The organism is Sulfitobacter sp. M13, from assembly GCF_053474885.1.
On record NZ_CM130281.1, the window covers coordinates 1723068 to 1745326 of the forward strand.

25 protein-coding genes are annotated in these 22259 nt (G+C 61.0%); 18 read left to right on the plus strand and 7 right to left on the minus strand.

The annotated features are described in order from the left end of the window. Positions 1 to 77: 77 nt before the first annotated feature. The 16 genes from ACVBAU_RS08235 to cysE all read left to right on the plus strand — a co-directional run bounded on the left by ACVBAU_RS08235 (position 78) and on the right by cysE (position 13282). Positions 78 to 1253, plus strand: coding sequence for a phage portal protein (locus ACVBAU_RS08235; RefSeq protein ID WP_335745470.1), 1176 nt, complete (start codon positions 78 to 80; stop codon positions 1251 to 1253). Beyond that, on the plus strand, positions 1246 to 1470 hold the full coding sequence (locus ACVBAU_RS08240) for a GTA head formation protein, RCAP_rcc01685 family (protein ID WP_138923585.1): 225 nt from the start codon (positions 1246 to 1248) through the stop codon (positions 1468 to 1470). The genes ACVBAU_RS08235 and ACVBAU_RS08240 overlap by 8 nt, the downstream gene beginning before the upstream one ends. Before the next feature lie 25 nt (positions 1471 to 1495). Further along, positions 1496 to 2110: an HK97 family phage prohead protease gene (locus ACVBAU_RS08245; protein WP_448325632.1), complete on the plus strand. Its 615-nt coding sequence runs from the start codon at positions 1496 to 1498 to the stop codon at positions 2108 to 2110. A 4-nt stretch (positions 2111 to 2114) separates the two neighbouring features. Next, on the plus strand, positions 2115 to 3290 hold the full coding sequence (locus ACVBAU_RS08250; protein WP_448325634.1) for a phage major capsid protein: 1176 nt from the start codon (positions 2115 to 2117) through the stop codon (positions 3288 to 3290). 159 nt (positions 3291 to 3449) lie between these two features. Next, positions 3450 to 4046, plus strand: coding sequence for a head-tail connector protein (locus tag ACVBAU_RS08255; protein WP_448325636.1), 597 nt, complete (start codon positions 3450 to 3452; stop codon positions 4044 to 4046). Continuing rightward, on the plus strand, positions 4043 to 4381 hold the full coding sequence (locus ACVBAU_RS08260) for a head-tail adaptor protein (protein WP_448325638.1): 339 nt from the start codon (positions 4043 to 4045) through the stop codon (positions 4379 to 4381). The genes ACVBAU_RS08255 and ACVBAU_RS08260 overlap by 4 nt, the downstream gene beginning before the upstream one ends. Further along, a complete protein-coding gene (locus ACVBAU_RS08265) occupies positions 4378 to 4788 on the plus strand; it encodes a DUF3168 domain-containing protein (RefSeq protein ID WP_448325640.1) in 411 nt (136 codons plus the stop codon). The genes ACVBAU_RS08260 and ACVBAU_RS08265 overlap by 4 nt, the downstream gene beginning before the upstream one ends. A gap of 34 nt (positions 4789 to 4822) precedes the next feature. Beyond that, positions 4823 to 5263 carry a phage major tail protein, TP901-1 family gene (locus ACVBAU_RS08270; RefSeq protein ID WP_138923579.1) on the plus strand — a complete coding sequence of 147 codons (441 nt, stop codon included), beginning with the start codon at positions 4823 to 4825 and terminating at the stop codon, positions 5261 to 5263. 3 nt (positions 5264 to 5266) lie between these two features. Further along, positions 5267 to 5581 (plus strand): gene transfer agent family protein, encoded by a 315-nt coding sequence (locus ACVBAU_RS08275; RefSeq protein ID WP_448325642.1) that lies wholly within the window; start codon positions 5267 to 5269, stop codon positions 5579 to 5581. Positions 5582 to 5621: 40 nt separating this feature from the next. Then, positions 5622 to 5810 carry a rcc01693 family protein gene (locus tag ACVBAU_RS08280; RefSeq protein ID WP_448325644.1) on the plus strand — a complete coding sequence of 63 codons (189 nt, stop codon included), beginning with the start codon at positions 5622 to 5624 and terminating at the stop codon, positions 5808 to 5810. Further along, positions 5810 to 6469 (plus strand): phage tail tape measure protein, encoded by a 660-nt coding sequence (locus ACVBAU_RS08285; RefSeq protein WP_448325646.1) that lies wholly within the window; start codon positions 5810 to 5812, stop codon positions 6467 to 6469. The genes ACVBAU_RS08280 and ACVBAU_RS08285 overlap by 1 nt, the downstream gene beginning before the upstream one ends. Positions 6470 to 6481: 12 nt before the next feature. After that, entirely contained in the window at positions 6482 to 7114 is a 633-nt protein-coding gene (locus ACVBAU_RS08290; RefSeq protein ID WP_448325648.1) for a phage distal tail protein, Rcc01695 family, read from the plus strand. After that, positions 7111 to 8001, plus strand: a complete 891-nt coding sequence (locus tag ACVBAU_RS08295; RefSeq protein ID WP_448325650.1) for a DUF2163 domain-containing protein — start codon at positions 7111 to 7113, stop codon at positions 7999 to 8001. Before ACVBAU_RS08290 ends, ACVBAU_RS08295 begins: the two co-directional genes overlap by 4 nt. Next, a complete protein-coding gene (locus tag ACVBAU_RS08300; protein ID WP_335745307.1) occupies positions 7998 to 8444 on the plus strand; it encodes an NlpC/P60 family protein in 447 nt (148 codons plus the stop codon). Before ACVBAU_RS08295 ends, ACVBAU_RS08300 begins: the two co-directional genes overlap by 4 nt. Then, positions 8444 to 12376: a baseplate multidomain protein megatron gene (locus ACVBAU_RS08305; RefSeq protein ID WP_448325652.1), complete on the plus strand. Its 3933-nt coding sequence runs from the start codon at positions 8444 to 8446 to the stop codon at positions 12374 to 12376. Before ACVBAU_RS08300 ends, ACVBAU_RS08305 begins: the two co-directional genes overlap by 1 nt. Positions 12377 to 12460: 84 nt before the next feature. Continuing rightward, positions 12461 to 13282 (plus strand): serine O-acetyltransferase, encoded by an 822-nt coding sequence (cysE, locus tag ACVBAU_RS08310; protein ID WP_138923571.1) that lies wholly within the window; start codon positions 12461 to 12463, stop codon positions 13280 to 13282. Between the two features lie 143 nt (positions 13283 to 13425). Here cysE and ACVBAU_RS08315 read toward each other — a convergent pair whose 3' ends face one another. The 5 genes from ACVBAU_RS08315 to ACVBAU_RS08335 all read right to left on the minus strand — a co-directional run bounded on the left by ACVBAU_RS08315 (position 13426) and on the right by ACVBAU_RS08335 (position 19051). Then, the gene (locus ACVBAU_RS08315) at positions 13426 to 14778 is read right to left on the minus strand and encodes a pyruvate dehydrogenase complex dihydrolipoamide acetyltransferase (protein WP_448325654.1); all 1353 of its coding nucleotides are present in this window, start codon (positions 14776 to 14778) and stop codon (positions 13426 to 13428) included. 12 nt (positions 14779 to 14790) lie between these two features. Further along, positions 14791 to 16188: a pyruvate dehydrogenase complex E1 component subunit beta gene (locus ACVBAU_RS08320; RefSeq protein WP_335745304.1), complete on the minus strand. Its 1398-nt coding sequence runs from the start codon at positions 16186 to 16188 to the stop codon at positions 14791 to 14793. A 3-nt stretch (positions 16189 to 16191) separates the two neighbouring features. Continuing rightward, a complete protein-coding gene (gene pdhA / locus ACVBAU_RS08325; RefSeq protein ID WP_093733072.1) occupies positions 16192 to 17202 on the minus strand; it encodes a pyruvate dehydrogenase (acetyl-transferring) E1 component subunit alpha in 1011 nt (336 codons plus the stop codon). 178 nt (positions 17203 to 17380) lie between these two features. Next, entirely contained in the window at positions 17381 to 17680 is a 300-nt protein-coding gene (locus tag ACVBAU_RS08330; RefSeq protein ID WP_093733071.1) for an FtsB family cell division protein, read from the minus strand. Between the two features lie 177 nt (positions 17681 to 17857). Next, positions 17858 to 19051, minus strand: a complete 1194-nt coding sequence (locus tag ACVBAU_RS08335) for a phosphoglycerate kinase (RefSeq protein WP_335745303.1) — start codon at positions 19049 to 19051, stop codon at positions 17858 to 17860. A gap of 131 nt (positions 19052 to 19182) precedes the next feature. Here ACVBAU_RS08335 and ACVBAU_RS08340 point away from each other — a divergent pair, with 131 nt between their 5' ends. After that, a complete protein-coding gene (locus ACVBAU_RS08340; protein ID WP_138923568.1) occupies positions 19183 to 19689 on the plus strand; it encodes a peptidylprolyl isomerase in 507 nt (168 codons plus the stop codon). Continuing rightward, complete coding sequence (locus tag ACVBAU_RS08345) at positions 19682 to 20236, plus strand: peptidylprolyl isomerase (protein WP_138923567.1); 555 nt, start codon at positions 19682 to 19684, stop codon at positions 20234 to 20236. Before ACVBAU_RS08340 ends, ACVBAU_RS08345 begins: the two co-directional genes overlap by 8 nt. Before the next feature lie 140 nt (positions 20237 to 20376). On the opposite strand, the gene ACVBAU_RS08350 is transcribed toward ACVBAU_RS08345, so the two are convergent. Both ACVBAU_RS08350 and ACVBAU_RS08355 read right to left on the minus strand, forming a co-directional pair. Next, positions 20377 to 20877 carry a bactofilin family protein gene (locus tag ACVBAU_RS08350; protein ID WP_138923566.1) on the minus strand — a complete coding sequence of 167 codons (501 nt, stop codon included), beginning with the start codon at positions 20875 to 20877 and terminating at the stop codon, positions 20377 to 20379. After that, the gene (locus ACVBAU_RS08355) at positions 20867 to 22195 is read right to left on the minus strand and encodes a M23 family metallopeptidase (RefSeq protein ID WP_138923565.1); all 1329 of its coding nucleotides are present in this window, start codon (positions 22193 to 22195) and stop codon (positions 20867 to 20869) included. Before ACVBAU_RS08355 ends, ACVBAU_RS08350 begins: the two co-directional genes overlap by 11 nt. Between the last annotated feature and the right edge of the window lie 64 nt (positions 22196 to 22259).

Below are 22259 nucleotides of genomic sequence, written 5' to 3' on the forward strand. Positions count from 1 at the left end.
CGTTCGGTCTGGTCGGGCGGCGTTAAGGGATTGGTGAGATTTTCATGGGGCGGTCAATGAGCAGGGAGAGCAGCGGCATGGTTTTTGATTTTCTCAAACGGGGGGCGGTAGAGGCGGTTGCGCAGACGAAAGCCTCTGCCGCTGGGCCTGTCGTTGCCTATCAGACCAGCGGGCGCGTGGCCTGGAGCCCGCGCGACGTCGTCAGCCTGACGCGCACCGGCTTTTGCGGCAACCCTGTTGGCTTTCGTTCGGTCAAGCTGATTGCCGAGGCCGCGGCGGCGTTGCCCTTGGTGTTGCAGGATGCAGAGCAACGGTTCGAGACCCACCCACTGCTGGAGCTGGTGGCACGGCCAAACGGAGCGCAGGGGCGGGCAGAGCTGCTGGAGGCGCTCTATGCGCAGCTGCTGTTGACCGGGAACGGGTATATCGAGGCGGTTGGGGCTGGCCCGGTGCCATCGGAGCTGCATGTTTTGCGGTCGGATCGCATGTCGGTGGTGCCAGGGGCGGATGGCTGGCCGGTGGCCTATGAATATGCCGTCGGCGGGCGCAAGCACCGGTTTGACGTCTCAGGGGATACGGCCGCGATCTGTCACATCAAGAATTTTCACCCGCAGGACGATCATTATGGCTTTAGCCCGATGCAGGCGGCGGCGATGGCGTTGGACGTGCACGCGGCGGCGTCGCGCTGGAGCAAGGCGCTGTTGGACAACGCAGCGCGCCCCTCGGGGGCGATTGTGTACCGCGGGGCCGAGGGGCAGGGCAAGCTGAGCGACGACCAGTACGACCGTTTGGTGAGCGAGATGGAGAGCCACCATCAGGGCGCGCGCAATGCGGGGCGACCGATGTTGCTGGAAGGCGGGCTTGATTGGAAACCGATGGGTTTCTCGCCGTCGGATATGGAATTTCACCGCACCAAAGAGGCCGCGGCGCGGGAAGTGGCGTTGGCGTTTGGTGTGCCGCCGATGCTGTTGGGGATCGCGGGAGATGCGACCTATGCCAATTACCAAGAGGCGCATCGGGCGTTCTATCGGTTGACGGTGTTGCCATTGGCCACGCGGGTTGCGGCCGCACTTGGGGCTTGGCTGGCGGGATTCACGAATGAGGCGGTGACGTTGAAGCCCGATCTGGATCAGGTGTCGGCCTTGGCGCAGGAACGCGATGCCCAATGGGCGCGGGTGGCGGGGGCCGATTTTCTGACGCAGGCGGAAAAGCGGTCTTTGTTGGGGCTGCCAGCGGTGGCGGCGGATGGGTGAGGAAATGGGCTTTGACCGGTTTGAATGTGCGCCGGGCTTGCGGTTGCAGGCGCATGAGAGGGTGAGTGCGATCCACCACGAGAACCTTTTGCAGCGGTTGGACCGGCTGGAAGAGATGATGGAGCGGCTGGAGCGGCGGTTGTGGTTGACCGTCTACGGTGTGGTCGCAGTGATTTTGGCGCAGGCGGTGCAGTCGTTTCTGGTGGTCGCGCCGTAGCAATTTGAACGCAAGGGAGGGTGTCATGGAAGATGGCATGCGCTTCGGCCTCGGGTCGGAGAACGGGAGAGGTTTGCCCCACATGGGCGGCGGGTTGGAGCATAAGTTCGCGCGGTTTGACGAGGGGCTTGTGGTGGAGGGCGGCTTCGAGATCAGCGGCTATGCCAGCCTTTTCGGCCGCGTCGATCAGGGCGGCGATCTGGTGGCGCGGGGGGCTTACGGCGCGTCGCTGGCGGCTGCCGGGGAAGCGGGTCGGCGGATCAAGATGCTTTGGCAGCATGATCCGGCCCAGCCCATTGGGGTGTGGGACGAACTGCGCGAAGACGCGCGCGGCCTCTGGGTCAAGGGGCGGCTGCTGGACAGTGTGGCACGGGGACGCGAGGCGGCGGCTCTGATCGAGGCGGGGGCGATTGACGGGCTGAGCATCGGCTATCGCACCCTGCGTGCGGCCAAGAATGACGCGGGCCAACGTGTGCTGCAGACGCTTGATCTGTGGGAGGTGTCGCTGGTGACGTTTCCCATGCTCCCCACCGCGCGGGTCGCGGCGAAGGGGGATTTCATTACCGTCGGAGAGGTCTTGCGCGGCATGGCAGGTGTCTTTGACGAGGCACGGCAGAATTTAAACCGGAACGGAGGGTGAGCGGATGGAGCAGACAGTGGATGACACGGATGCCGAGCGAAACGGTGCAGTGGAGCAGATGCGCCGCGCGGTGAGTGATTTTGTACATGATTTCAAAGGGTTTCAAGACGAGATGACGACCAAGTTGCAACAAACAGAAGAGCGAATGACTATGTTGGATCGAAAGATGACTTTGCCGGCGCGGACCCCTTTGGCGGGGGCTGTAGAGACGGGCGCGCCGCATCAGAAAGCGTTGCAGGCCTATATCCGCAATGGCGACGACGACGGGTTGCGGGGGCTTGAACTGGAGAGCAAGGCGCTGTCGGCGGCGGTGAATTCGGATGGCGGCTATCTGGTGGATCCACAGACGTCGGATCGGGTGAAGTCGGTGTTGAATGCCACGGCGTCGATCCGCGCTATCGCGTCGGTCGTGCAGGTGGAGGCGACGTCCTACGATGTGCTGGTGGACCATGCCGACGTGGGGGCCGGTTGGGCAACAGAGACGGGTGCCGTGTCAGAGACCGACACGCCGCAGATCGACCGGATCACCATCCCGTTGCACGAGTTAAGCGCGCTGCCCAAAGCGTCGCAGCGGTTGCTGGATGACAGTGCGTTCGACATCGAGGCCTGGTTGGCTGGACGGATTGCCGACAAATTCTCGCGGGCCGAGGCTGCGGCCTTTATCCACGGCGACGGGATCGACAAGCCCAAGGGGTTTCTGGCCCATGCCACGGTCGACAATGTGATCTGGGAATGGGGCAACCTGGGCTATGTGCCTACCGGCGTCGCGGGGGAGATCACGGCGGATGCGGTGGTTGATCTGGTCTATGCGCTTGGGGCGCAGTACCGCGCGCATGCGAGCTTTGTCATGAGCTCGAAGACGTCCGGTATCGTGCGCAAGCTCAAGGATCTGGACGGGCGGTTCTTGTGGTCGGACGGCATGACGCAGGGCCAGCCCGCGCGGCTGATGGGCTATCCGGTGCTGGTGGCCGAGGACATGCCCGATGTGGCGGCGGATTCATTTTCGGTCGCGTTCGGGGATTTTGCTGCCGGTTACACCGTGGCGGAGCGGCCAGACCTGCGTATTCTGCGCGATCCCTTTAGCGCCAAACCGCATGTGTTGTTCTACGCAACCAAACGGGTGGGTGGCGACGTGAGCGATTTCGCCGCGATCAAGTTGCTGAAATTCGGCACCGCGTAAGGCGCGGGGTCGAACACGGGGGGGCCGGTGATGTCCGGCCCTCACCCCCGGGCGCGCGATGATGCGCCGGGTGCATTGCCTAGCTGCTGCCTCCGACCGAGCGATGCAGTCGGGGTGCGCGTCCGGGGGGCTTTGGCGGGCTAGATTTGGAGCGATGAGATGTTGATCGAAGAGACAGGGGTGGCGGAGGCCGATCTGCCGCTAGAGCCGTTCAAGGCGCATTTGCGGATGGGCAGCGGCTTTGGCACTGAGACGGTACAAAAGCCCGTGCTGGCGGGATTTTTGCGCGCAGCCATCGCAGCGATAGAGGCACGCACGGGCAAGGCTCTGATCACGCGACAGTTCGCGCTGACTTTGCAGGAGTGGAAAGACACTCAGGCGCAGGCTTTGCCTGTGGCACCCGTGCGGGAGATTGTGAGCGTTACGGTGGTGTCGCGGGATGGGCTGGAGACGATGATTGAGCCGCAGCGGTATTGGTTGGTGCGGGACATGCAGGTGCCGCTGCTAAAACCGTCGGGGGCAATGCTGCCCTATATCCCGCCACAGGGATCGGTCGAGATCGTGTTTGAGGCCGGGCTTGGGCAAAGCTGGGGCGCGGTGCCTGCGGATTTGCAGCAGGCCGTGCTGATGCTGGCGGCGCATTACTATGAGTATCGCCACGAAACGCGGTTGGGCGACGGCTGTATGCCCTTTGGTGTAAGCAGCCTGATGGAACGCTACCGCCCGCTGCGGATCGGCTTGGGGGCACGCGCATGAGCCGGCTGTCGTTGAACCGCCGCTTGGTGCTGGAGGCGCAGTTGCCCCAGCCTGATGGCGCTGGTGGAGAGAGCCGGACATGGGTGCGGGTGGGCGATCTGTGGGCGGATGTCACAGCACGGCGGGGGCGGCGATTGGGCAAGGGCGGTATCGCGGTCAGTCGCGGGGTTTATGTGGTGACGGTACGCGGTGCCCCTGTGGGCGATCCGGCCCGCCCCTTGCCCCAGCAGCGGTTTCGCGAGGGCGCGCGGGTCTATCAGATCCAGTCTGTGGCCGAACAAGACGCACAGGGGCGGTATCTGGCCTGCCTGACCCATGAGGAGGTCGCGGTATGAGCTATGGCATGGGGTTTGCACTACAGCAGGCCGTCTTTGGTGTGCTGCGCACAGATCAGGCGGTCACGGCGCTGGTGGGGGATGCGGTTTTTGACGCGGCTCCGGCGGGTGAGGTGCCTGCGCTTTATGTGCAGTTAGGGGCAGAAGCGGTGCGCGATGCCTCTGACGGGACAGGCGGCGGGGCCGAGCATCGGTTCACGGTTGTCGTGGTGACGCATCACGCGGGGTTTGCCACAGCAAAACAGGTCGCGACCGCGGTGAGTGATGCGCTGATCGGAGGGCAGTTTGCCCTGAGCCGCGGGCGGCTGGTGAGCTTGCGGTTCGAGCGGGCCGTGGCGCGTCAGGTCGGGGCGGATGCGCGTCGCCAGATAGAGATGCGGTTCAAGGCACGGGTTCAGGACGGCTGAGCCGGAGTTTCAGGAAATTATCAGGAGAGTGGATATGGCTGTTCAAGCGGGAAAAGACCTTTTGGTTAAGGTGGACATGACAAGCGATGGTCAGTTCGAGACGATCGCGGGGCTGCGTGCCACGCGGGTGAGTTTCAATGCGGAGCCAGTGGAGGTGACCTCGCTTGATAGTGACGGGGGGTGGCGAGAGCTGCTGGCGGGGGCCGGTGTGCGATCTGCGGCGATTAGCGGATCGGGCGTGTTTCGCGATGCCGGTACGGACGAACGGGCGCGGCAGCTGTTCTTTGACGGGCTGACGCCGGACTTTCAGATCGTGATCCCCAGTTTCGGTATCATCGAGGGCCCGTTTCAGGTGGCCGCGATCGAATACGGCGGGTCGCTCAATGGGGAGGCGACCTATGAGCTGAGCCTGCAATCGGCGGGGCAATTGAGCTTTACCGCCGATACTGATGATGCACCGCAGGGTGGGAACTAGGGGATGGTGAACCGGTGGCGAGGAGATGTGGTGCTGGTGGTGAACGGGCAGCGGCGCGTGGCGCGGTTGACCTTGGGTGCATTGGCCGAGCTGGAGGATGCGCTGGAAGAGCCGTCACTGGTGGCTTTGGTCGAACGTTTCGAGGGGAACGGGTTCAGCAGTCGGGACGTGCTGTTGCTGCTTGCCGCAGGGCTGCGTGCAGGGGGGACCGAGGTCAGCGCCGAGACGCTGGCACTGGCCGAGATCGAGGGCGGACCGGTGGTCGCTGCACAAGCGGCGGCAGAGCTTTTGGCGCGCGCGTTTGTGGTGCCGATATGAGCGTAGGGCTTTGAATGCGGGGATAGAGACAGCGCAGGGCATGGACTGGCCCGCCTTGATGCGCGCGGGGCTGAGAGGCTTGCGTCTCACGCCCGATGCTTTTTGGGCGCTGACCCCTGCAGAGCTTCAGCTGATGCTGGGGGGTGAGACAGCGCAGGCACCGCTGCTGGGGGATGGGCTGGCGGCCTTGATGGCGGCTTATCCCGATAGGGAGAGAGAGGAAGACTGATGGCACAGGATGATACATTCGACGCACTGGAGGACGGAGCGGAACGGTTGAACGGCACGCTTGACCTAACTCAGTCGCTGGTTGCCGGTTTCGATACCGAGCTGCGGCGCATGCGGAGTGCTTTGGCCGCGACGGGCAAGGATGTCGCCACGCTGGAGAAAGGGCTGAGCCGCGGCTTGCGCAAGGCATTTGACGGCGTTGCCTTTAACGGGATGAAGCTGTCCGACGCTTTGTCGACGGTGGCACGGTCCATGGTGAGCACGACCTATAGCGCGGCGATGAAACCGGTCACAGATCATGTGGGGGGGCTGATCAGTCAGGGGGTGGGATCGCTGATGCAGGGGATATTGCCCTTTGCGGACGGAGCGCCGTTCTCGCAGGGGCGGGTGACGCCCTTTGCCCAAGGGGGAATTGTCAGCACCGCCACGGGTTTTGGCATGCGCGGGGGGATGGGGCTGATGGGCGAAGCGGGGCCGGAAGCAATCATGCCACTGGCACGGGGGCCGGACGGCAAGCTGGGTGTCAAAGGTGGCGGAGGCGGAGGGCCGACCGTGGTCATGAATATCGCCACCCCCGATGTGCAGGGGTTCCAGCGCAGTCAAAGCCAGATCGCCGCTCAGCTGAGCCGTGCATTAAGCAGTGGCAATCGAAACCGCTAAGGGAGCAAACCTATGAATTTCCACGATGTCAGATTTCCGCCCGGCCTTAGCTTTGGATCTTTAGGGGGGCCACAACGACGTACAGATGTTGTGACCCTTGCCAACGGGTACGAGGAACGCAACACGGCCTGGGCCCATTCCCGTCGTGTCTATGATGCGGGGTTAGGTATGCGGTCTATCGATGATGTCCAGGCGCTTACGGGGTTCTTTGAAGCACGTATGGGACAGATGTACGGGTTTCGCTGGAAGGACTGGGCTGACTTTAAATCCTGTGCTTCCTCTGTCGGTGTCGCGTTCGAGGATCAGAACCTCGGGTACGGGGATGGTGTGAGGACGGAATACCAGTTGGTGAAGACCTATGCCTCTGGTGGACACAGCTATCTGCGGCCAATCACCAAGCCTGTTGCCGGAACGGTGCGGGTGGGGATAGAGCAGGATGCCCTACAAGAGGGGAGCGATTATCACGTCGATCTAAGCACCGGGGTCATTCAATTTGTCCATGCGCCGGACATCGATATGCATGTCTCTGCCGGCTATGAATTCGACGTGCCCGTGCGGTTTGACACGGACCGCATTCTGGTCAGTGTCGCAAGCTTTCAAGCGGGGCAGGTGCCTGATGTGCCCGTGATCGAGGTGCGGGTATGAACGGCGCGGATAAGAGCGCGTTGTTGACCCATGCGCGGACAGGTCTAACGACGCTGTGCTATGCTTGGGCGATCCAGCGACGGGACGGTGTGACTTTGGCTTTCACCGATCACGACCGGCCGCTGGCCTTTGACGGGCTGGAATTTCGGGCAGACAGCGGGCTTAGCGCGCGGGCTTTGGCGCAGAGCACGGGGTTGTCGGTGGATAATACAGAGGCGCTGGGCGCGCTGAGCGATGACGCAATCCGCGAAGACGAGATCGAGCAGGGGCGCTTTGATGGGGCGGACGTGCGGTGCTGGCGGGTGAACTGGGCCGATTTGACCGCGCGATGCGTGATCTTTCGCGGCAGTATCGGTGAGATGCAGCGCGCCGGTGGGGCCTTTCGGGCGGAGCTGCGCGGGCTGACCGAGGCGCTGAACCGGCCTATGGGGCGGGTGTTTCAGAAGCCCTGCACGGCGGTGCTGGGGGATGCGGCCTGCGGGTTCGATCTAGCGACTGCGGGCTATACGGTCACCTTGGCCGCCGAGGACCACGACGACGGGCTGGTGTTTCGCTGGGATGGCATCGGCGGGTTTGAGGATGGGTGGTTCGCGCGAGGGCGGCTTGAGGTGCTAGACGGCCCTGCGACAGGGCTGTGGGGGATCATCAAACACGACCTCGTGTTAAACGGTCAGCGCGAGGTCGAACTGTGGGAGCCGATACGCGGTATTGTCGCCACCGGGCAACAGCTTCGACTGATCGCTGGGTGCGACAAACGCCAAGCGACCTGCCGGTTGAAATTCAACAACTTGCTGAACTTTCAAGGCTTTCCCGATCTGCCGAGCGCGGATTGGATGATGGCGGTGCCGAAATCCTCGGGCAGCAATACCGGGGGATCACTGCGATGATCGCGCGAGGGGCATCCGTGGTTGAAGCAGCGCGGGGATGGATCGGTACACCCTATGTGCATCAGGCGGCGCGCAAGGGGGCGGGCTGCGACTGCCTGGGCCTGCTGCGCGGCGTCTGGCTAGAGGTCGTCGGGCAGGTGCCCGAGGCGATCCCTGCCTATTCGATGGATTGGTCCGAGCCGCAGGGCGAGGAGCGCTTGTGGCAGGCCGCATTGCGCCACCTGTCGGCGAAATCCCTGACCGATGAAGCCCCCGGCGACGTGCTGCTGTTTCGCATGCGCAGCGGGGCGGTGGCGAAACATTTGGGCATGGCGACAAAGGTCGGCCCGCAGGCGCGCTTTATCCATGCCTACAGCGGTCACGGGGTTACTGAAAGCCCCCTGAGCATGCCGTGGCGCAGGCGCATTGTAGCACGTTTTGAATTTCCGGCGGAGGCGATCTGATGGCGACGATACTTCTTTCAACGGCAGGTGCCGCGATTGGCGGATCGGTCGGGGGGACGCTCGCGGGGCTTTCCTCGGTCGCGGTGGGGCGTGCGGTGGGTGCGACCCTTGGGCGCGTGATCGACCAGCGGCTGTTGGGACAAGGGGCGCAGGCGGTAGAGACCGGCAAGGTCGACCGGTTTCGGCTGACGCAAGCGGGCGAGGGCGCGGCTGTACCGCAGGTCTTTGGCCGGATGCGGGTCGGGGGGCAGGTGATCTGGGCCGCTGACTTTTCCGAAACGACGACGGTAACGGGCGGCGGCGGCGGCAAGGGGGCCCCTTCGACACCCCAAACGACCGAATACAGCTATAGCGTCAGCCTTGCGATTGCGCTGTGCGAGGGTGAAATTACCAGCGTTGGCCGGATTTGGGCCGATGGGGAGGAAATCTCGGGCCAAGCGCTGAACATGGCCGTTTATCGTGGCACGCAAGACCAGTTGCCCGATCCGACGATTGCCGCAATCGAGGGCGCGGATGATGTACCGGCCTATCGCGGGACGGCCTATGTGGTGATGGAGAACCTCGCGCTTGGACAGTTCGGCAACCGTGTGCCGCAGTTCTCGTTCGAGGTGCTGCGCGCCGAAGAACCCGGCGCGCCCGACGCCGAGATAAGCGTCACACACAGCGTCAAAGGGGTCGCGCTGATCCCCGGTACGGGTGAATACGCCTTGGCCACGACGCCTGTGCATTACAGCGACGGTAAAGGCGGGCGGTGGAGCGCCAATGTCTCTACCCCTGACGGGCGCACGGATTTCGTCGCGTCGCTGGAGGACGTGACCCAGGAGCTACCGCAGCTGGCGGCCGCGTCGCTTGTTGTGTCGTGGTTCGGCAATGACCTGCGCTGCGGGGAATGCCGTGTGCGCCCAATGGTTGAAAGCGCGGTCATCGAAGGCGAGAATATGCCATGGCAGGTGGCGGGGCTCGCCCGTGGCGACGCCGATGTGATCGCCCGCGAGGACGACCGTCCCGTCTATGGTGGCACGCCGACGGATGCCTCTGTGATTGAGGCGATCCACGCGATGAACGTGGCGGGGAAGGCAGTGATGTTCTACCCGTTCATTCTGATGGACCAGCTGGACGGTAATACGCTGCCCGATCCCCATAGCGACGCGGCCACACAGCCCAAACTGCCGTGGCGCGGGCGGATCACGCTGGACAGGGCTCCGGGGCGGGCGGGCAGCACGGATGGGACACTGGCAGCGCACAACGAGGTGGCGCAGTTTTTCGGAACTGTCACGGCGGCTGATTTCTCGGTCTCGGGTGGGGACGTGGTCTATACCGGCCCACAGGAATGGTCGATGTCGCGGTTCGTTCTGCATTACGCGGCGCTGTGCAAAGCCGCTGGTGGGGTCGACGCGTTTTGTATCGGCACAGAGATGCGCGGGCTGACGCAAATCAAGGGGGCAGGTAACAGCTTTGTCGCGGTGCAGGCGTTTCGCGCCTTGGCCGCAGAGGCACGTACCCTATTGGGGTCGGACACTAAGATCAGCTATGCCGCTGATTGGTCAGAATATTTTGGCTATCATCCGCAGGATGGCAGCGGCGATGTGTTCTTTCACCTTGATCCATTGTGGGCCGATGACAACATCGATTTCATCGGTATCGACACCTACATGCCGTTGTCCGATTGGCGCGACGGTAGGGATCATCTGGACGCGCAGCACAGCGATAGCATCTACGCGTTGAGCTATCTGTCGGGCAATGTGGCGGGCGGCGAGGGGTTTGACTGGTTCTACCATTCAGACGAAGCGCGCGCGGCGCAGATCCGCACGCCGATCACCGACGGTGCCTATGGGGAACCTTGGGTCTACCGGTATAAGGACCTGCGCGGCTGGTGGGAAAACCTGCATCACGACCGGATTGGTGGCGTACGCGCGGCGGAACCGACTGGCTGGAAACCCGGATCCAAGCCGATCTGGTTCACGGAATACGGCTGTGCTGCGGTGGACAAGGGGACAAACCAACCCAACAAGTTTCTCGACCTCAAAAGCTCGGAAAGCAGCCTGCCGCGGTATTCGACCGGCGCGCGGGATGAGTTGATGCAGATGCAATATCTGCGGGCGATGGCCCGTCATTGGGGGGATGCAGAAAAAAACCCTCTGTCGGCAGAATATGGTGGCGCAATGGTGGATATGACCCGCGCCTTTGTCTGGGCATGGGACACGCGGCCCTATCCGTTTTTTCCCAATAACCGGACCTTGTGGGACGATGGTCAAAATTATGCACGCGGGCATTGGTTGAACGGACGCAGCACGGCGCTGCCGCTGTCGGTGTTGGTATCCTCGATCTGTCGTCGTGCTGGCATTAACGGTTTTGATACCTCTGGGCTATATGGCTATGTGCGCGGCTATGTGGTGGCCGAAATCGCCGATGCGCGTGCGGCATTGCAGCCGCTGATGCTGCGCTTTGGCTTTGATGCCGTTGAACGCGACGGCGTGTTGCGTTTCATCATGCGGGATGGATTGGATGCCGTACCGCTGGCCCGTGAAATGTTTGCTGTCTCTGGCGATCTGGAGGTATCGTTGGAACAAACCCGCGAGGCCGAGGCCGAACTATCAGGCCGGATGCGTTTACGGTTTGTGCAGGCGGATGGAGATTACGATGCGATCGCCGAAGAAGCGGTCTTGCCTGACGATGCGACCCATGCGGTGGCGACGTCGGAGTTGAATATGGCGCTTACCCGGGCGGAGGGGCATCAGACAGCCGAACGCTGGCTGACAGAGGCACGTGTCGCCCGGGAAGGTGTGCGTTTGGCGCTGCCGCCGTCTATGATGGATGTCGGTGCGGGGGATGTGATCGCTGTGCCGCCTGATGAGGGGGAAGGCGATGCGCTGTACCGTGTGGATCGGGTCGAAATGGGAGAGTTAAGCCTGATCGATGCTGTACGCATTGAGCCGGAGGTGTACGCCCCCGCGCCGTTCGATGATGATCTGGTCGCGCTCAAGCCGTTTGTCGCGCCTGTGCCGGTGCATGCGGTGTTTCTGGACCTGCCGCTGCTGCGCGGCGACGAGGTGCCACACGCGCCCTATGTTGCCGCGACAGCGCGGCAATGGCCGGGCAATGTCGCGGTCTATGCGTCTCGTGGGGCATCGAATTTCAGGCTGAACACGGTGGTGCCTTTGCGTGCGACGATGGGTGTGACGCATAATGATTTGCTGCGGGCGCGCCCCGGGGTTCTGGATCGGGGGGGGGCTTTGCAGGTAACGCTGTCGAGCGGCGGGTTAGAGAGTATCGAGCCCGACGATCTGCTGGGTGGGGGCAATCTGGCTGCGATCGGAGACGGTACCGCCGACCGGTGGGAGGTGTTCCAGTTCACCACTGCCGAGTTGATCGCACCGCAGACATATCTGCTGCGCGACCGGCTGCGGGGGCAGGCGGGATCGGATGGGCTAATGCCAGAGGTGTGGCCTACGGGCTCGCAGTTTGTTCTGCTCAACTCGGTACCGCGTCAGATCGAGCTTGGCCCGAACCTTCTGCGGATCGCCCAGACCTATCGCATTGGCCCCGCAGCCCGCCCGCTGGATGATCCGAGCTACGTTCAAAAAAACGAGAGCTTTAATGGCAACGGGCTGCGTCCCTACCGCCCCTGTCATTTGCGGGTGGAGGTCGATGCGGGTGATATGACCTTTAACTGGGTGCGACGGACGCGTCTTAATGGCGACCAGTGGTCGGCGTTCGATCTGCCCATTGGGGAGGAAAGCGAACAATATCAGGTGCGTATCATGCAAAATGGCGCGGTGAAGCGCGAAGAAATCGTCGATAACCCCCGATGGAGCTATACCGCGTCGATGCGGTCAGGCGATGGGGGGGGCGGGCCAGCTTTGATCAGTATCGCGCAGATATCCGCATTGTATGGGGCCGGTCCGGCACTGTTTGGTGAGATCAATTTGTGATAACCTGTCAGTATTAACGGGCGGCTTTGCGTTTGGCACTTGGGTGGAACCTGCTATAGCGTGATGTCAAAGAAGGATGGTTTCATGGCAAATGCACGCACAAATATCGCCTCGGTTGATCCGGTTTGGGATCAAATCCAGACAGAAGCCCAAAACGCGGTACGCGACGAGCCGCTGATCGGCGGCTTTGTCCACGCTACGATCCTGCATCATAAATCCATTGAAAAAGCACTGTCGTACCGCATCGCGGCCAAGCTGGCGTCGAACGAGATGTCGATGATGGTGGTGCACGAAATGGTCGAACAAGCCTTTGCCAGCGATCCCGATCTGATCAAGGCCGCGCGCGCTGATCTGGTGGCAATCTATGAACGTGACCCCGCTTGCCACCGGCTGTTGCAGCCGATCCTTTATTTCAAAGGCTATCAGGCCGTGCAGGCGTACCGTGTGGGCCATTACCTGTGGAAGCAGGGCAAACGGGATCTGGCCTATTTTGTGCAGATGCGGGTGAGCGAGATTTTCGGCGTCGATATCCACCCTGCCGCCACCATCGGCAAGGGGATCATGATCGACCACGCGCACTCCGTCGTGATCGGCGAAACAGCGGTGGTGGGCGACAACGTGTCTATGCTGCACTCGGTCACTCTGGGCGGGACCGGCAAGGAAGAACAGGACCGGCACCCTAAGATTGGCAATGGTGTGTTGATCGGCGCGGGGGCAAAGGTGTTGGGCAATATCTCGATCGGGCATTGCTCGCGCATCGCGGCGGGGTCTGTCGTGCTGGAATCCGTGCCGCCTTGCAAGACCGTGGCGGGCATCCCCGCACGTGTGGTGGGCGAGGCGGGCTGCGATCAACCGTCGGTTCTGATGGACCACATGCTTGGGCCGCAGGGCGACATTAATATGTAATTCTTGGGGCTTGGGGCCGCGCGCGCTTTAGTTTCGGATGTGAAAAAGGTCGGATCGTTTAACGGGTCCGACCTTTTTTGTGGTTAGGCGGGGGGCTGTCTGCCCCCCGACCCCCGAGGATTTATACCCATTTGGAAGTGGCGTCAGGCCAGCATCATCATGGGGTTTTCGAGGTTGTCCTTGATCGCGCTAAGCAGTTGCGCGCCCAAAGCGCCGTCGATGACGCGGTGATCGACAGACAGGGTGACCGACATGACTGTGGCAACGGCAAGTTCGCCGTCCTTGCCAACGACGGGTTTCTTGATTCCAGCCCCGACGGCCAAAATCGCACCATGCGGTGGGTTGATGACCGCGTCGAAGTTGTCGATCCCGAACATGCCGAGGTTCGAGATGGCGAAGCTGCCCCCTTGATATTCATGCGGCGCGAGCTTGCGGTCGCGGGCGCGGGCAGCGAGGTCTTTCATCTCTGCCGAGAGGGTGGAGAGCGATTTCATCTCGGCGTCTTTCAATACCGGGGTAAACAGGCCGCCTTCAATGGCCACAGCAACCGCGACATCCGATGGTTTTAGCTTGAGAATGCGGTCGCCGGCCCAAACCGCGTTGGCGTCAGAGACTGTTTGCAACGCCAATGCACAGGCCTTGATAATAAAATCGTTAACCGAAAGCTTTACATCACGGGCTTCGAGTTGTTTATTTAGCTCGCCCCGGAATTTCAACAATGCGTCGAGTTCGATATCCCGGCGCAGGTAAAAATGCGGGATAGACTGTTTGGCTTCGGTCAGGCGCGCGGCGATGGTTTTGCGCATCCCGTTGAGAGAGATTTCTTCAAATTCCCGGCCTTCGTACATTTTCATGACAGCATCGGCAGAGGGGCCAGTCGCAAGGGCAGCTTTGGCGGCCGGAGCGCTAGACGTTTCTGCCGCTTCGGCTGATTTTGCCTTGGGGCTGTCGGAGGCGGAGGCCGCTTCCACGTCTGCCTTGATAATGCGCCCGTGCGGGCCGGACCCGGAGAGGGCGGTCAGATCCACACCTTTGTCTGCCGCGATGCGGCGGGCCAGCGGGGTCACAAAGAGCCGTTTCCCGTCGCTGTCTTTGGGTGAAGCAGGTGCCGCATTGCCAGTGTCATTGGCGTCGCTTTCGCCGCGGCCATACCCTTTTTCGGCCGTGGCGTCCTGATCTGGCGCGTCTTCTTTGGCGCTGGTGTCCTTTGCCTCGGGGGCAGGGGCGCTGGCGTCGATGTCATCTGCGCTTTCGCCCTCTTCCAGCAGCACGGCGATGGGGGCATTCACCTTGACCCCTTCGGTGCCGTCCTGGATCAGGATCTTGCCGATGGTGCCTTCGTCCACGGCTTCGAACTCCATCGTCGCCTTGTCGGTTTCGATCTCGCACAGGATATCGCCGGAGGAGACGGTATCGCCTTCGGAGACGAGCCATTTCGCGAGCGTGCCTTCTTCCATTGTGGGGCTGAGGGCGGGCATGAGGATTTCTATGGGCATGTTGACCGCTCCTTACTTGTAGGTGACTTTTTTGACCGCCGCGATGACCTCGTCGGTGGTGACCAGCGCCAGACGTTCGAGGTTTGCAGCATAGGGCATGGGCACGTCTTTGCCCGTGCAGTTGATCACCGGAGCGTCCAGATAGTCAAAGGCTTCTTGCATGATCACGCTCGAGATGTAGTTGCCGACCGACCCTTGCGGCCAGCCTTCTTCGACGGTGACACAGCGGTTGGTCTTCATCACCGATTTGATGATGCTGGCAGTGTCCATCGGGCGCAGGGTACGCAGGTCGATGACTTCGGCGTCGATGCCTTCTTCGGCAAGCTTTTCAGCGGCTTCCAGTGCATAGGTCATGCCGATGCCGAAGCTGACGATGGTGACATCTTTGCCTTCACGCCAGATACGGGCCTTGCCAAAGGGTACAGTGTAATCTTCGACATCCGGCACGTCGAAGGATTTGCCGTACATGATTTCATTTTCAAGGAAGACGACGGGGTTGGGGTCGCGGATCGCCGTTTTCATCAACCCTTTGGCGTCTGAGGCCGAATAGGGCATCACCACCTTGAGGCCGGGGATCTGCATATACCACGCAGCGTAATCCTGGCTGTGCTGCGCACCGACGCGGGCGGCGGCACCGTTTGGACCGCGGAAAACCATTGGGGCGCCCATCTGGCCGCCGGACATGTACAGTGTTTTCGCGGCAGAGTTCAGAATGTGGTCGATGGCCTGCATCGCAAAGTTCCAGGTCATGAATTCGACGATGGGGCGCAGCCCGCCAAAGGCGGCACCTACACCGATCCCGGCAAACCCGTGTTCGGTGATGGGCGTGTCGATGATGCGTTTCGCACCGAATTCGTCCAGCAACCCTTGCGAGATTTTATAGGCACCTTGGTATTCGGCGACTTCTTCACCCATGAGGAACACGTCGTCGTCGCGGCGCATCTCTTCGGCCATGGCGTCGCGCAGGGCCTCGCGCACGGTCTGCTGCTTGAGCTTGGTGCCTTCGGGCCAATCGGGTGTGCTGTCCGTTTCCGGGGCCTTGGGCGCAGCGACGTCGAGCTTGGCAGCCGCAGGGGCTTTGTCGGATTTGGCAACGTCGCTGTCGTCGGATGTCGCTTCTTTGACTGGGGCGGCGCTGGATGCACTGTCGATGTCAGAAGCGTCTTCACCTTCTTCGAGCAGTACGGCGATGGCGGTGTTGACCTTAACGCCTTCAGTGCCGGCTTCGATCAGGATCTTGCCGATAGTGCCTTCGTCAACGGCTTCGAATTCCATCGTCGCTTTGTCTGTTTCGATTTCGGCCATGATGTCACCGGAGGACACGGTATCGCCCTCTTTGACCAGCCATTTGGAAAGGGTGCCTTCTTCCATTGTGGGGCTCAGTGCGGGCATGAGAATTTCGATTGCCATGGTTCAAGCCTCCTGTGGGACTTCGGTTGCGTAGATGTCTGTCCAAAGCTCTTCGGCCGCCGGTTCGGGGCTTTCTTTGGCAAACTCGGCGCTTGCGTTAACGATTTCCTTGATCTCTTTGTCGATCGCCTTGAGGTCATCCTCGCTGGCGTGTTTGTGTTCCAGCAGAATGTTGCGGACCTGTTCGATGGGATCGCGTTCATCGCGCATTTTCTGCACTTCTTCGCGGGTGCGGTATTTCGCAGGGTCCGACATAGAGTGTCCGCGATAGCGATATGTCTTGATTTCCAGAATATAGGGGCCGTCGCCCGAACGGCAGTGTTTCACCGCGCGTTCGCCTGCTTCCTTGACTGCAAGCACGTCCATGCCGTCCACTGCTTCGCCGGGGATGCCGAACGCCTTGCCACGTTCCCAGATTTCAGCGCTGGAGGTGGAGCGTTGCTGCGAGGTGCCCATGGCGTATTGGTTATTTTCAATGATGAAGATCACCGGAAGTTTCCAAAGCGCCGCCATATTGAATGTCTCGTAGACCTGACCTTGGTTCGCGGCACCATCGCCGAAATAGGTAAAGGTAACGTTGTCATTGCCCTTGTATTTGTCGGCAAAGGCGATGCCGGCCCCGAGGGGGACGTTCGCGCCCACAATGCCGTGGCCACCGTAGAATTTTTTCTCTTTCGAGAACATGTGCATGGAGCCGCCCTTGCCACGGGAATACCCGCCTTCGCGGCCCGTCAGCTCGGCCATCACGCCGTCCGGGTTCATCCCGCAAGCCAACATGTGCCCGTGGTCGCGGTAGGTGGTGATGCGGCTGTCGCCGTCCTTGGCCGAGGCTTCAAGCCCGACAACCACGGCTTCTTGCCCGATATAAAGGTGACAGAAGCCCCCGATCAGGCCCATGCCGTAGAGCTGGCCGGCTTTTTCCTCGAAGCGCCGGATCAACAGCATATCGCGGTAATAGGCCTTGAGCTCTTCAGCGCTGGCGTTTGTCTTCTTGGTCGGTTTCTGGGCAGCCATGGGGCAATTCCTCCGTACAGTTGTCCCGCGCACGCGCAAAGTAGTTTAGTGTTAAACTATCTCTTATCGGATTCGACGATTGTTGGCGAGAGACATTTGCCGCGTATGGAAAAGCCCTGCCGAAAAGGGGGCAAATCTAACGTATCGCGTAGGGGGGCCATTGAAGGTCGCGCCGCTATTAACGGATGACAATCTCGTCTGCGCGGATCATCCCCAGCACCTTGCGGGTTTGTTCATCCAGCAAATCTAGATCAAGATAATCGTCAGACAAGCGATGGGTCAGGTTTTCCATCCGCGCTACGTCAATCTGGACCTGAGCAAGCTGCACGCGCAGGTCCTGCGTCTCGGCTACGATCTCAGCACGACGGAACAGGCCAAAGTTGCCCTGAATCGCAGCGAAGGCGAAATAGAGGCTTAGCGCGAAGGCGATCGCGAAAAACAAAAGTGTGCCGAATGCGGGCTTGCTGCTGCGGTTCATGTCTCTGCCTTTAATCGTCTCTTAATGGACGTTTCCCCAGTATGACACAGGTGATTCGCAAAGGGAATCCCTTGTCTTCTGATTGGTAGAAAACTGCTTAATTTTTTAGGTGGGGCTTATGCGTTATATCTAGCCCCCGGCAGCTGGCAGTATCACTGCCACCGCCGGGGAAGAACATTAGGCGTCCAATGCCGCGACGCCGGGTAGGGTCTTGCCCTCCATCCACTCAAGGAAGGCCCCGCCCGCGGTAGAGATATAGGTGAAGCTATCGGCAGCACCCGCCTGGTTCAAAGCCGCGACAGTATCGCCGCCCCCTGCGACAGAGATCAACGCCCCGTCCTGTGTCAACGCGGCTGCGGCTTTGGCGGCGGCGACCGTTGCGGTGTCAAAAGGGGCAATTTCGAATGCACCCATGGGGCCATTCCAGATGAGCGTCTTCAACCCGCTAAAGGCGTCCTTGATCAGGTCGACCGTCTTGGGGCCTGCATCCAGAACCATCTGGTCAGGTTCCAGTACAGTTTCCGCCCCAAGGGCAATCGTATCATGCGCGGCACCGGCGGCGAATTCACGCGCGACAAGCCCATCGACGGGCAGTAGCACGCGGCAACCGGCCTTTTCAGCTTGGGCCATGATATCCTTGGCAGTGTCGTAAAAATCGGGCTCTGACAGGGACTTGCCCAAATCTGCCCCCTGCGCGCCCAAAAACGTATTGGCCATGCCGCCGCCGATCACCAAAAGATCCAGCCGGTTGACGAGGTTTTCCAGCAGCTCGATCTTGGTTGATACCTTCGCACCGCCAACCACCGCGCCTACGGGGCGTTTGGGCGTCGCCAAAGCGGCCTCGAGCGCGGAAAGCTCGGCCTGCATCAAGCGGCCTGCGCAGGATGGCAACAGCCTTGCCACGCCTTCGGTGGACGCATGGGCACGGTGCGCAGCGGAAAACGCGTCGTTGCAATAGATGTCACCCAAAGCGGCGAGCCGTTTGGCGAATTCAGGATCGTTCTCTGTCTCGCCAGGGTAGAAGCGAATGTTTTCAAGCAACAAAACATCGGCGGCGTTAATTTCTTCGGTGCCGGTTTCGGCTGCTTCCAGTGTTTCGGCCAGCACAACCTTGCGCCCCAACGCGGCCTCGAGCGCGGGGAGCACGACACGTAGGCTTAGATCTTGCACGCGCTTGCCTTTGGGGCGGCCAAAATGTGCGAGCAAAACGGGCGTGCCGCCTTTGGCCAGAATATCGCGCAGGGTGGGCACGATCCGCTGGATGCGGGTGTCGTCCGTGACCTTGCCGTTTTCAACCGGCACGTTGATATCCACGCGCACCAGAACCCGCTTGCCGCGCAGGTCCATGTCGTCCAATGCTTTCCAGCCCATCTTGTCCCTCGTGTAGATCCACAATTCCCGTCGTGTTTTGCCGTTATTGCCGTCAGGGTCAATGGACCCGCTTGGCAATTGCGCTTGCACGCCCTAGGTAATTGCCAACGAAATTCTTAAAGGAGACCGGCATGGCCGAGATCAAAGACCCCGAAAACACGATCCTCATGGAGCTTAAGGGCGGGACTGTCACCATTCAGCTTTTGCCCGACATTGCCCCCAAGCATGTCGAGCGTATGAAAGAACTGGCCCGTGCTGGTAAATACGACAACGTGGCCTTTCACCGCGTGATCGAAGGGTTCATGGCGCAGACCGGCGACGTGGCAAACGGCAACATGGAAGAGAACTTTAACCTGCGCGCAGCAGGGACGGGCGGGTCCGACTTGCCTAACCTGCCGGCAGAGTTCTCGAAAGTGCCGCACGCCCGTGGCAGCATTGGTGCCGCACGGTCCGCGAGTCCGGACAGCGCCAACAGCCAGTTTTTCATCAACTTCAAGGACAACGACTTCCTGAACGGTCAATACACCGTTTACGGTCAGGTCATTTCCGGGATGGAACATGTCGATGCGATCACCCGTGGTGAACCCGCCGCGAACCCTGACCGCATGATCAGCGTCAAGGTTGCTGCAGATGCGTAATCTGGTCGCAGCAGGCGTCGCCTCGGCCTTGATGGCTGGGACTGCCTTTGCCGATGGGCTGGCAATCACCGTCGACGGTGAGGCACAAGGCACGATCAAGATCGATCTGGCCGAAGACGTCGCCCCCGCGCATGTGGCCCGCTTGAAAGAGCTGGCCACATCGGGTGCCTATGATGGCGTGGTGTTCCACCGCGTGATCGACGGGTTCATGGCGCAGACTGGTGATGTTGAATTCGGCAAGGCTGGCGGCGACACAGGCCGTGCGGGTATGGGCGGTTCAGATCTGCCAGACCTGCCTGCCGAATTCTCGGACATCGCGTTTGACCGGGGCGTTGTTGGCATGGCGCGCAGCCAAAGCCCTGACTCTGCGAACTCGCAATTTTTCATCATGTTTGACCAAGGGCACTTCCTGAACGGGCAATATACCGTTGTGGGCAAAGTGACCGAAGGGCTGGACGTGCTGGACGCGATCAAGCGCGGAACCGGCGGCAACGGAGCCGTGAGCGGCACACCTGACCGTATGGTCGAGGTCAAAGTCACCGAATAATCATGGCGTCGGGCAGGGGCGTTTGCGCCTTTGCCCCGCTTTGCCCGCTTCGTGCTGGGGCAGTCAAAGGCTTTGAGTTCAAAACGAAAAGGGCGTCGCACTACTACGACGCCCTTTTTAATTCATCACCCTTTGTCCGATCAGGAGGCGGGGTTTGGCTTTTGAGCTGGTGCGGATTTCGCGCCGGGGGTTAGCGGGTCGTCCTGTCGCTGAACCGAGCCTTCGAAATGGGCGCCAGATTCGATCGCGATTGTTTTGTGGATGATGTCACCTTCGACGCGGGCGGTCGATGTCAGGCGCACTTTCAGGCCACGCACGCGGCCCACGATACGGCCGTTGATGACAACGTCATCGGCAATCACTTCGCCTTTGATGGTCGCTGTTTCGCCGATGGTCAGCAGGTGGGCGCGAATATCGCCTTCCACGGTGCCTTCGACTTGGATGTCGCCGGTCGTCTTTAGGTTGCCGGTGATGTGCAGATCAGAGGAAAGCACGGAGGCAGGTGGTTTTGCCTTGGGCGCGCTCGCCTTGAATTCGCTTTGCTTTGGGGCAGCCGGTGCAGAGTGTGACGGTGCAGCAGTGCTGGACGTGTCTGCGTCGGACTTATGAGCGGGATCATTGATTTTGCTTTTAGAAAACATCGTTTGCAGCCTTGATAAAGATCATTGGATTTACAGCATTGCCACCGACACGGACTTCGTAATGCAGGTGGACGCCAGTAGACCGTCCTGATGTTCCCATATCACCTATCCGCTGTCCGCGCGATACCCTTTGGCCGACTTTTACGCGCAATTTGGATTGGTGCGCGTAACGTGTCTCGACCCCGAATTCATGTTGAATTTTAACCAACCGCCCATATCCCGAGCTCCAGCCGGCGTGGGTGACGACGCCCTCGGCTGTTGCGTAAATGGGCGTGCCCATACCCGCGGCAAAGTCGGTTCCGCTGTGCATTCTGCGCCCGCCCGTCTTTGGGTCCCGGCGATAGCCATAGGGGCTGCTGAACCGGAACGACGACTTGAGCGGGCTCGCAAAAGGCGCCTTTTGCGCGGCAATGCGGTACATATTCAGCTTGTCCATCTGGCTTAGCAGCCGGTTGGCACGCAGCGTATCAGGAGAGGGAGCCTCCCCCCGTGTGGAGAAGCTGAGGGGCATCAACGGGCCGCCTTGACCGGAATAACCGCGTCGCACCGTCGCCAGCATCCGGTCGGTGGGCATGCCCGCGCTGCGGAACATCTTGTCGAGCGGGGCAACAGAGACAGTCATTGCTTCTTCGAGTTGGCGGAAAATCGCGTCGTTCTGATCGCGCATCAAAGCCAATTTTTGGGTCAGCTCGTCGGCCTGAATCAAGGCGTCCTGTGCGTCGATGACCACCTGATCCCGTTGCGCGGCCGTGCGCTCAAGCGCCTCTGCGAGCAGCGAAATAGGGGCCGAAGATACACTGGCCTTTGTGGTCGTCTTACCTTCGCCGGCAGCGGCCCCTTCCAGTTCGGCCACCTGACTGCGCGCGGCTTCGCGGTCTTTCATAGTGTCACGCAGGGTGCTCTGGATCACTTCGATGCCGGTTTCCAGCTCGCGGCGGCGGGTTTCGGATTGAAGCAGTTCTGATTGCATGACCGAAATCTGTTTGAGCGCGGCGTTGAACCGTTCCTGCGCCGCCACGGCCTCTTCTGCGCGGCCGTTACGCTGTGCCGAAAGATCGCTGAGCCGCGCCTGATAGGTACGCTGGTCACGCTTTGCTTGCTCGCGGAAGTTGCCCGACCCGATGCTGTCCATCAAAATCACCGCGGTCGCCACGATGGACCAGGCCACAAAGAGTGAGGCTGCGGAAAACACGAAAAGCTGGGTAACGGGGCGCAACCGGATAAAACGTGTGTCGGCGTCGGATTTCAGAAAGACGCGGCGTTCCGGAAAGAAGCTTTCGAGCGTCGCATTAAATTTGATTGCCAACCTTGTTCGCACGCGTGGTATCCTTGTTTCGTCCCAGTCACAGCACACCGGGCCCCCGCCGCGCGCTGATAGTCAC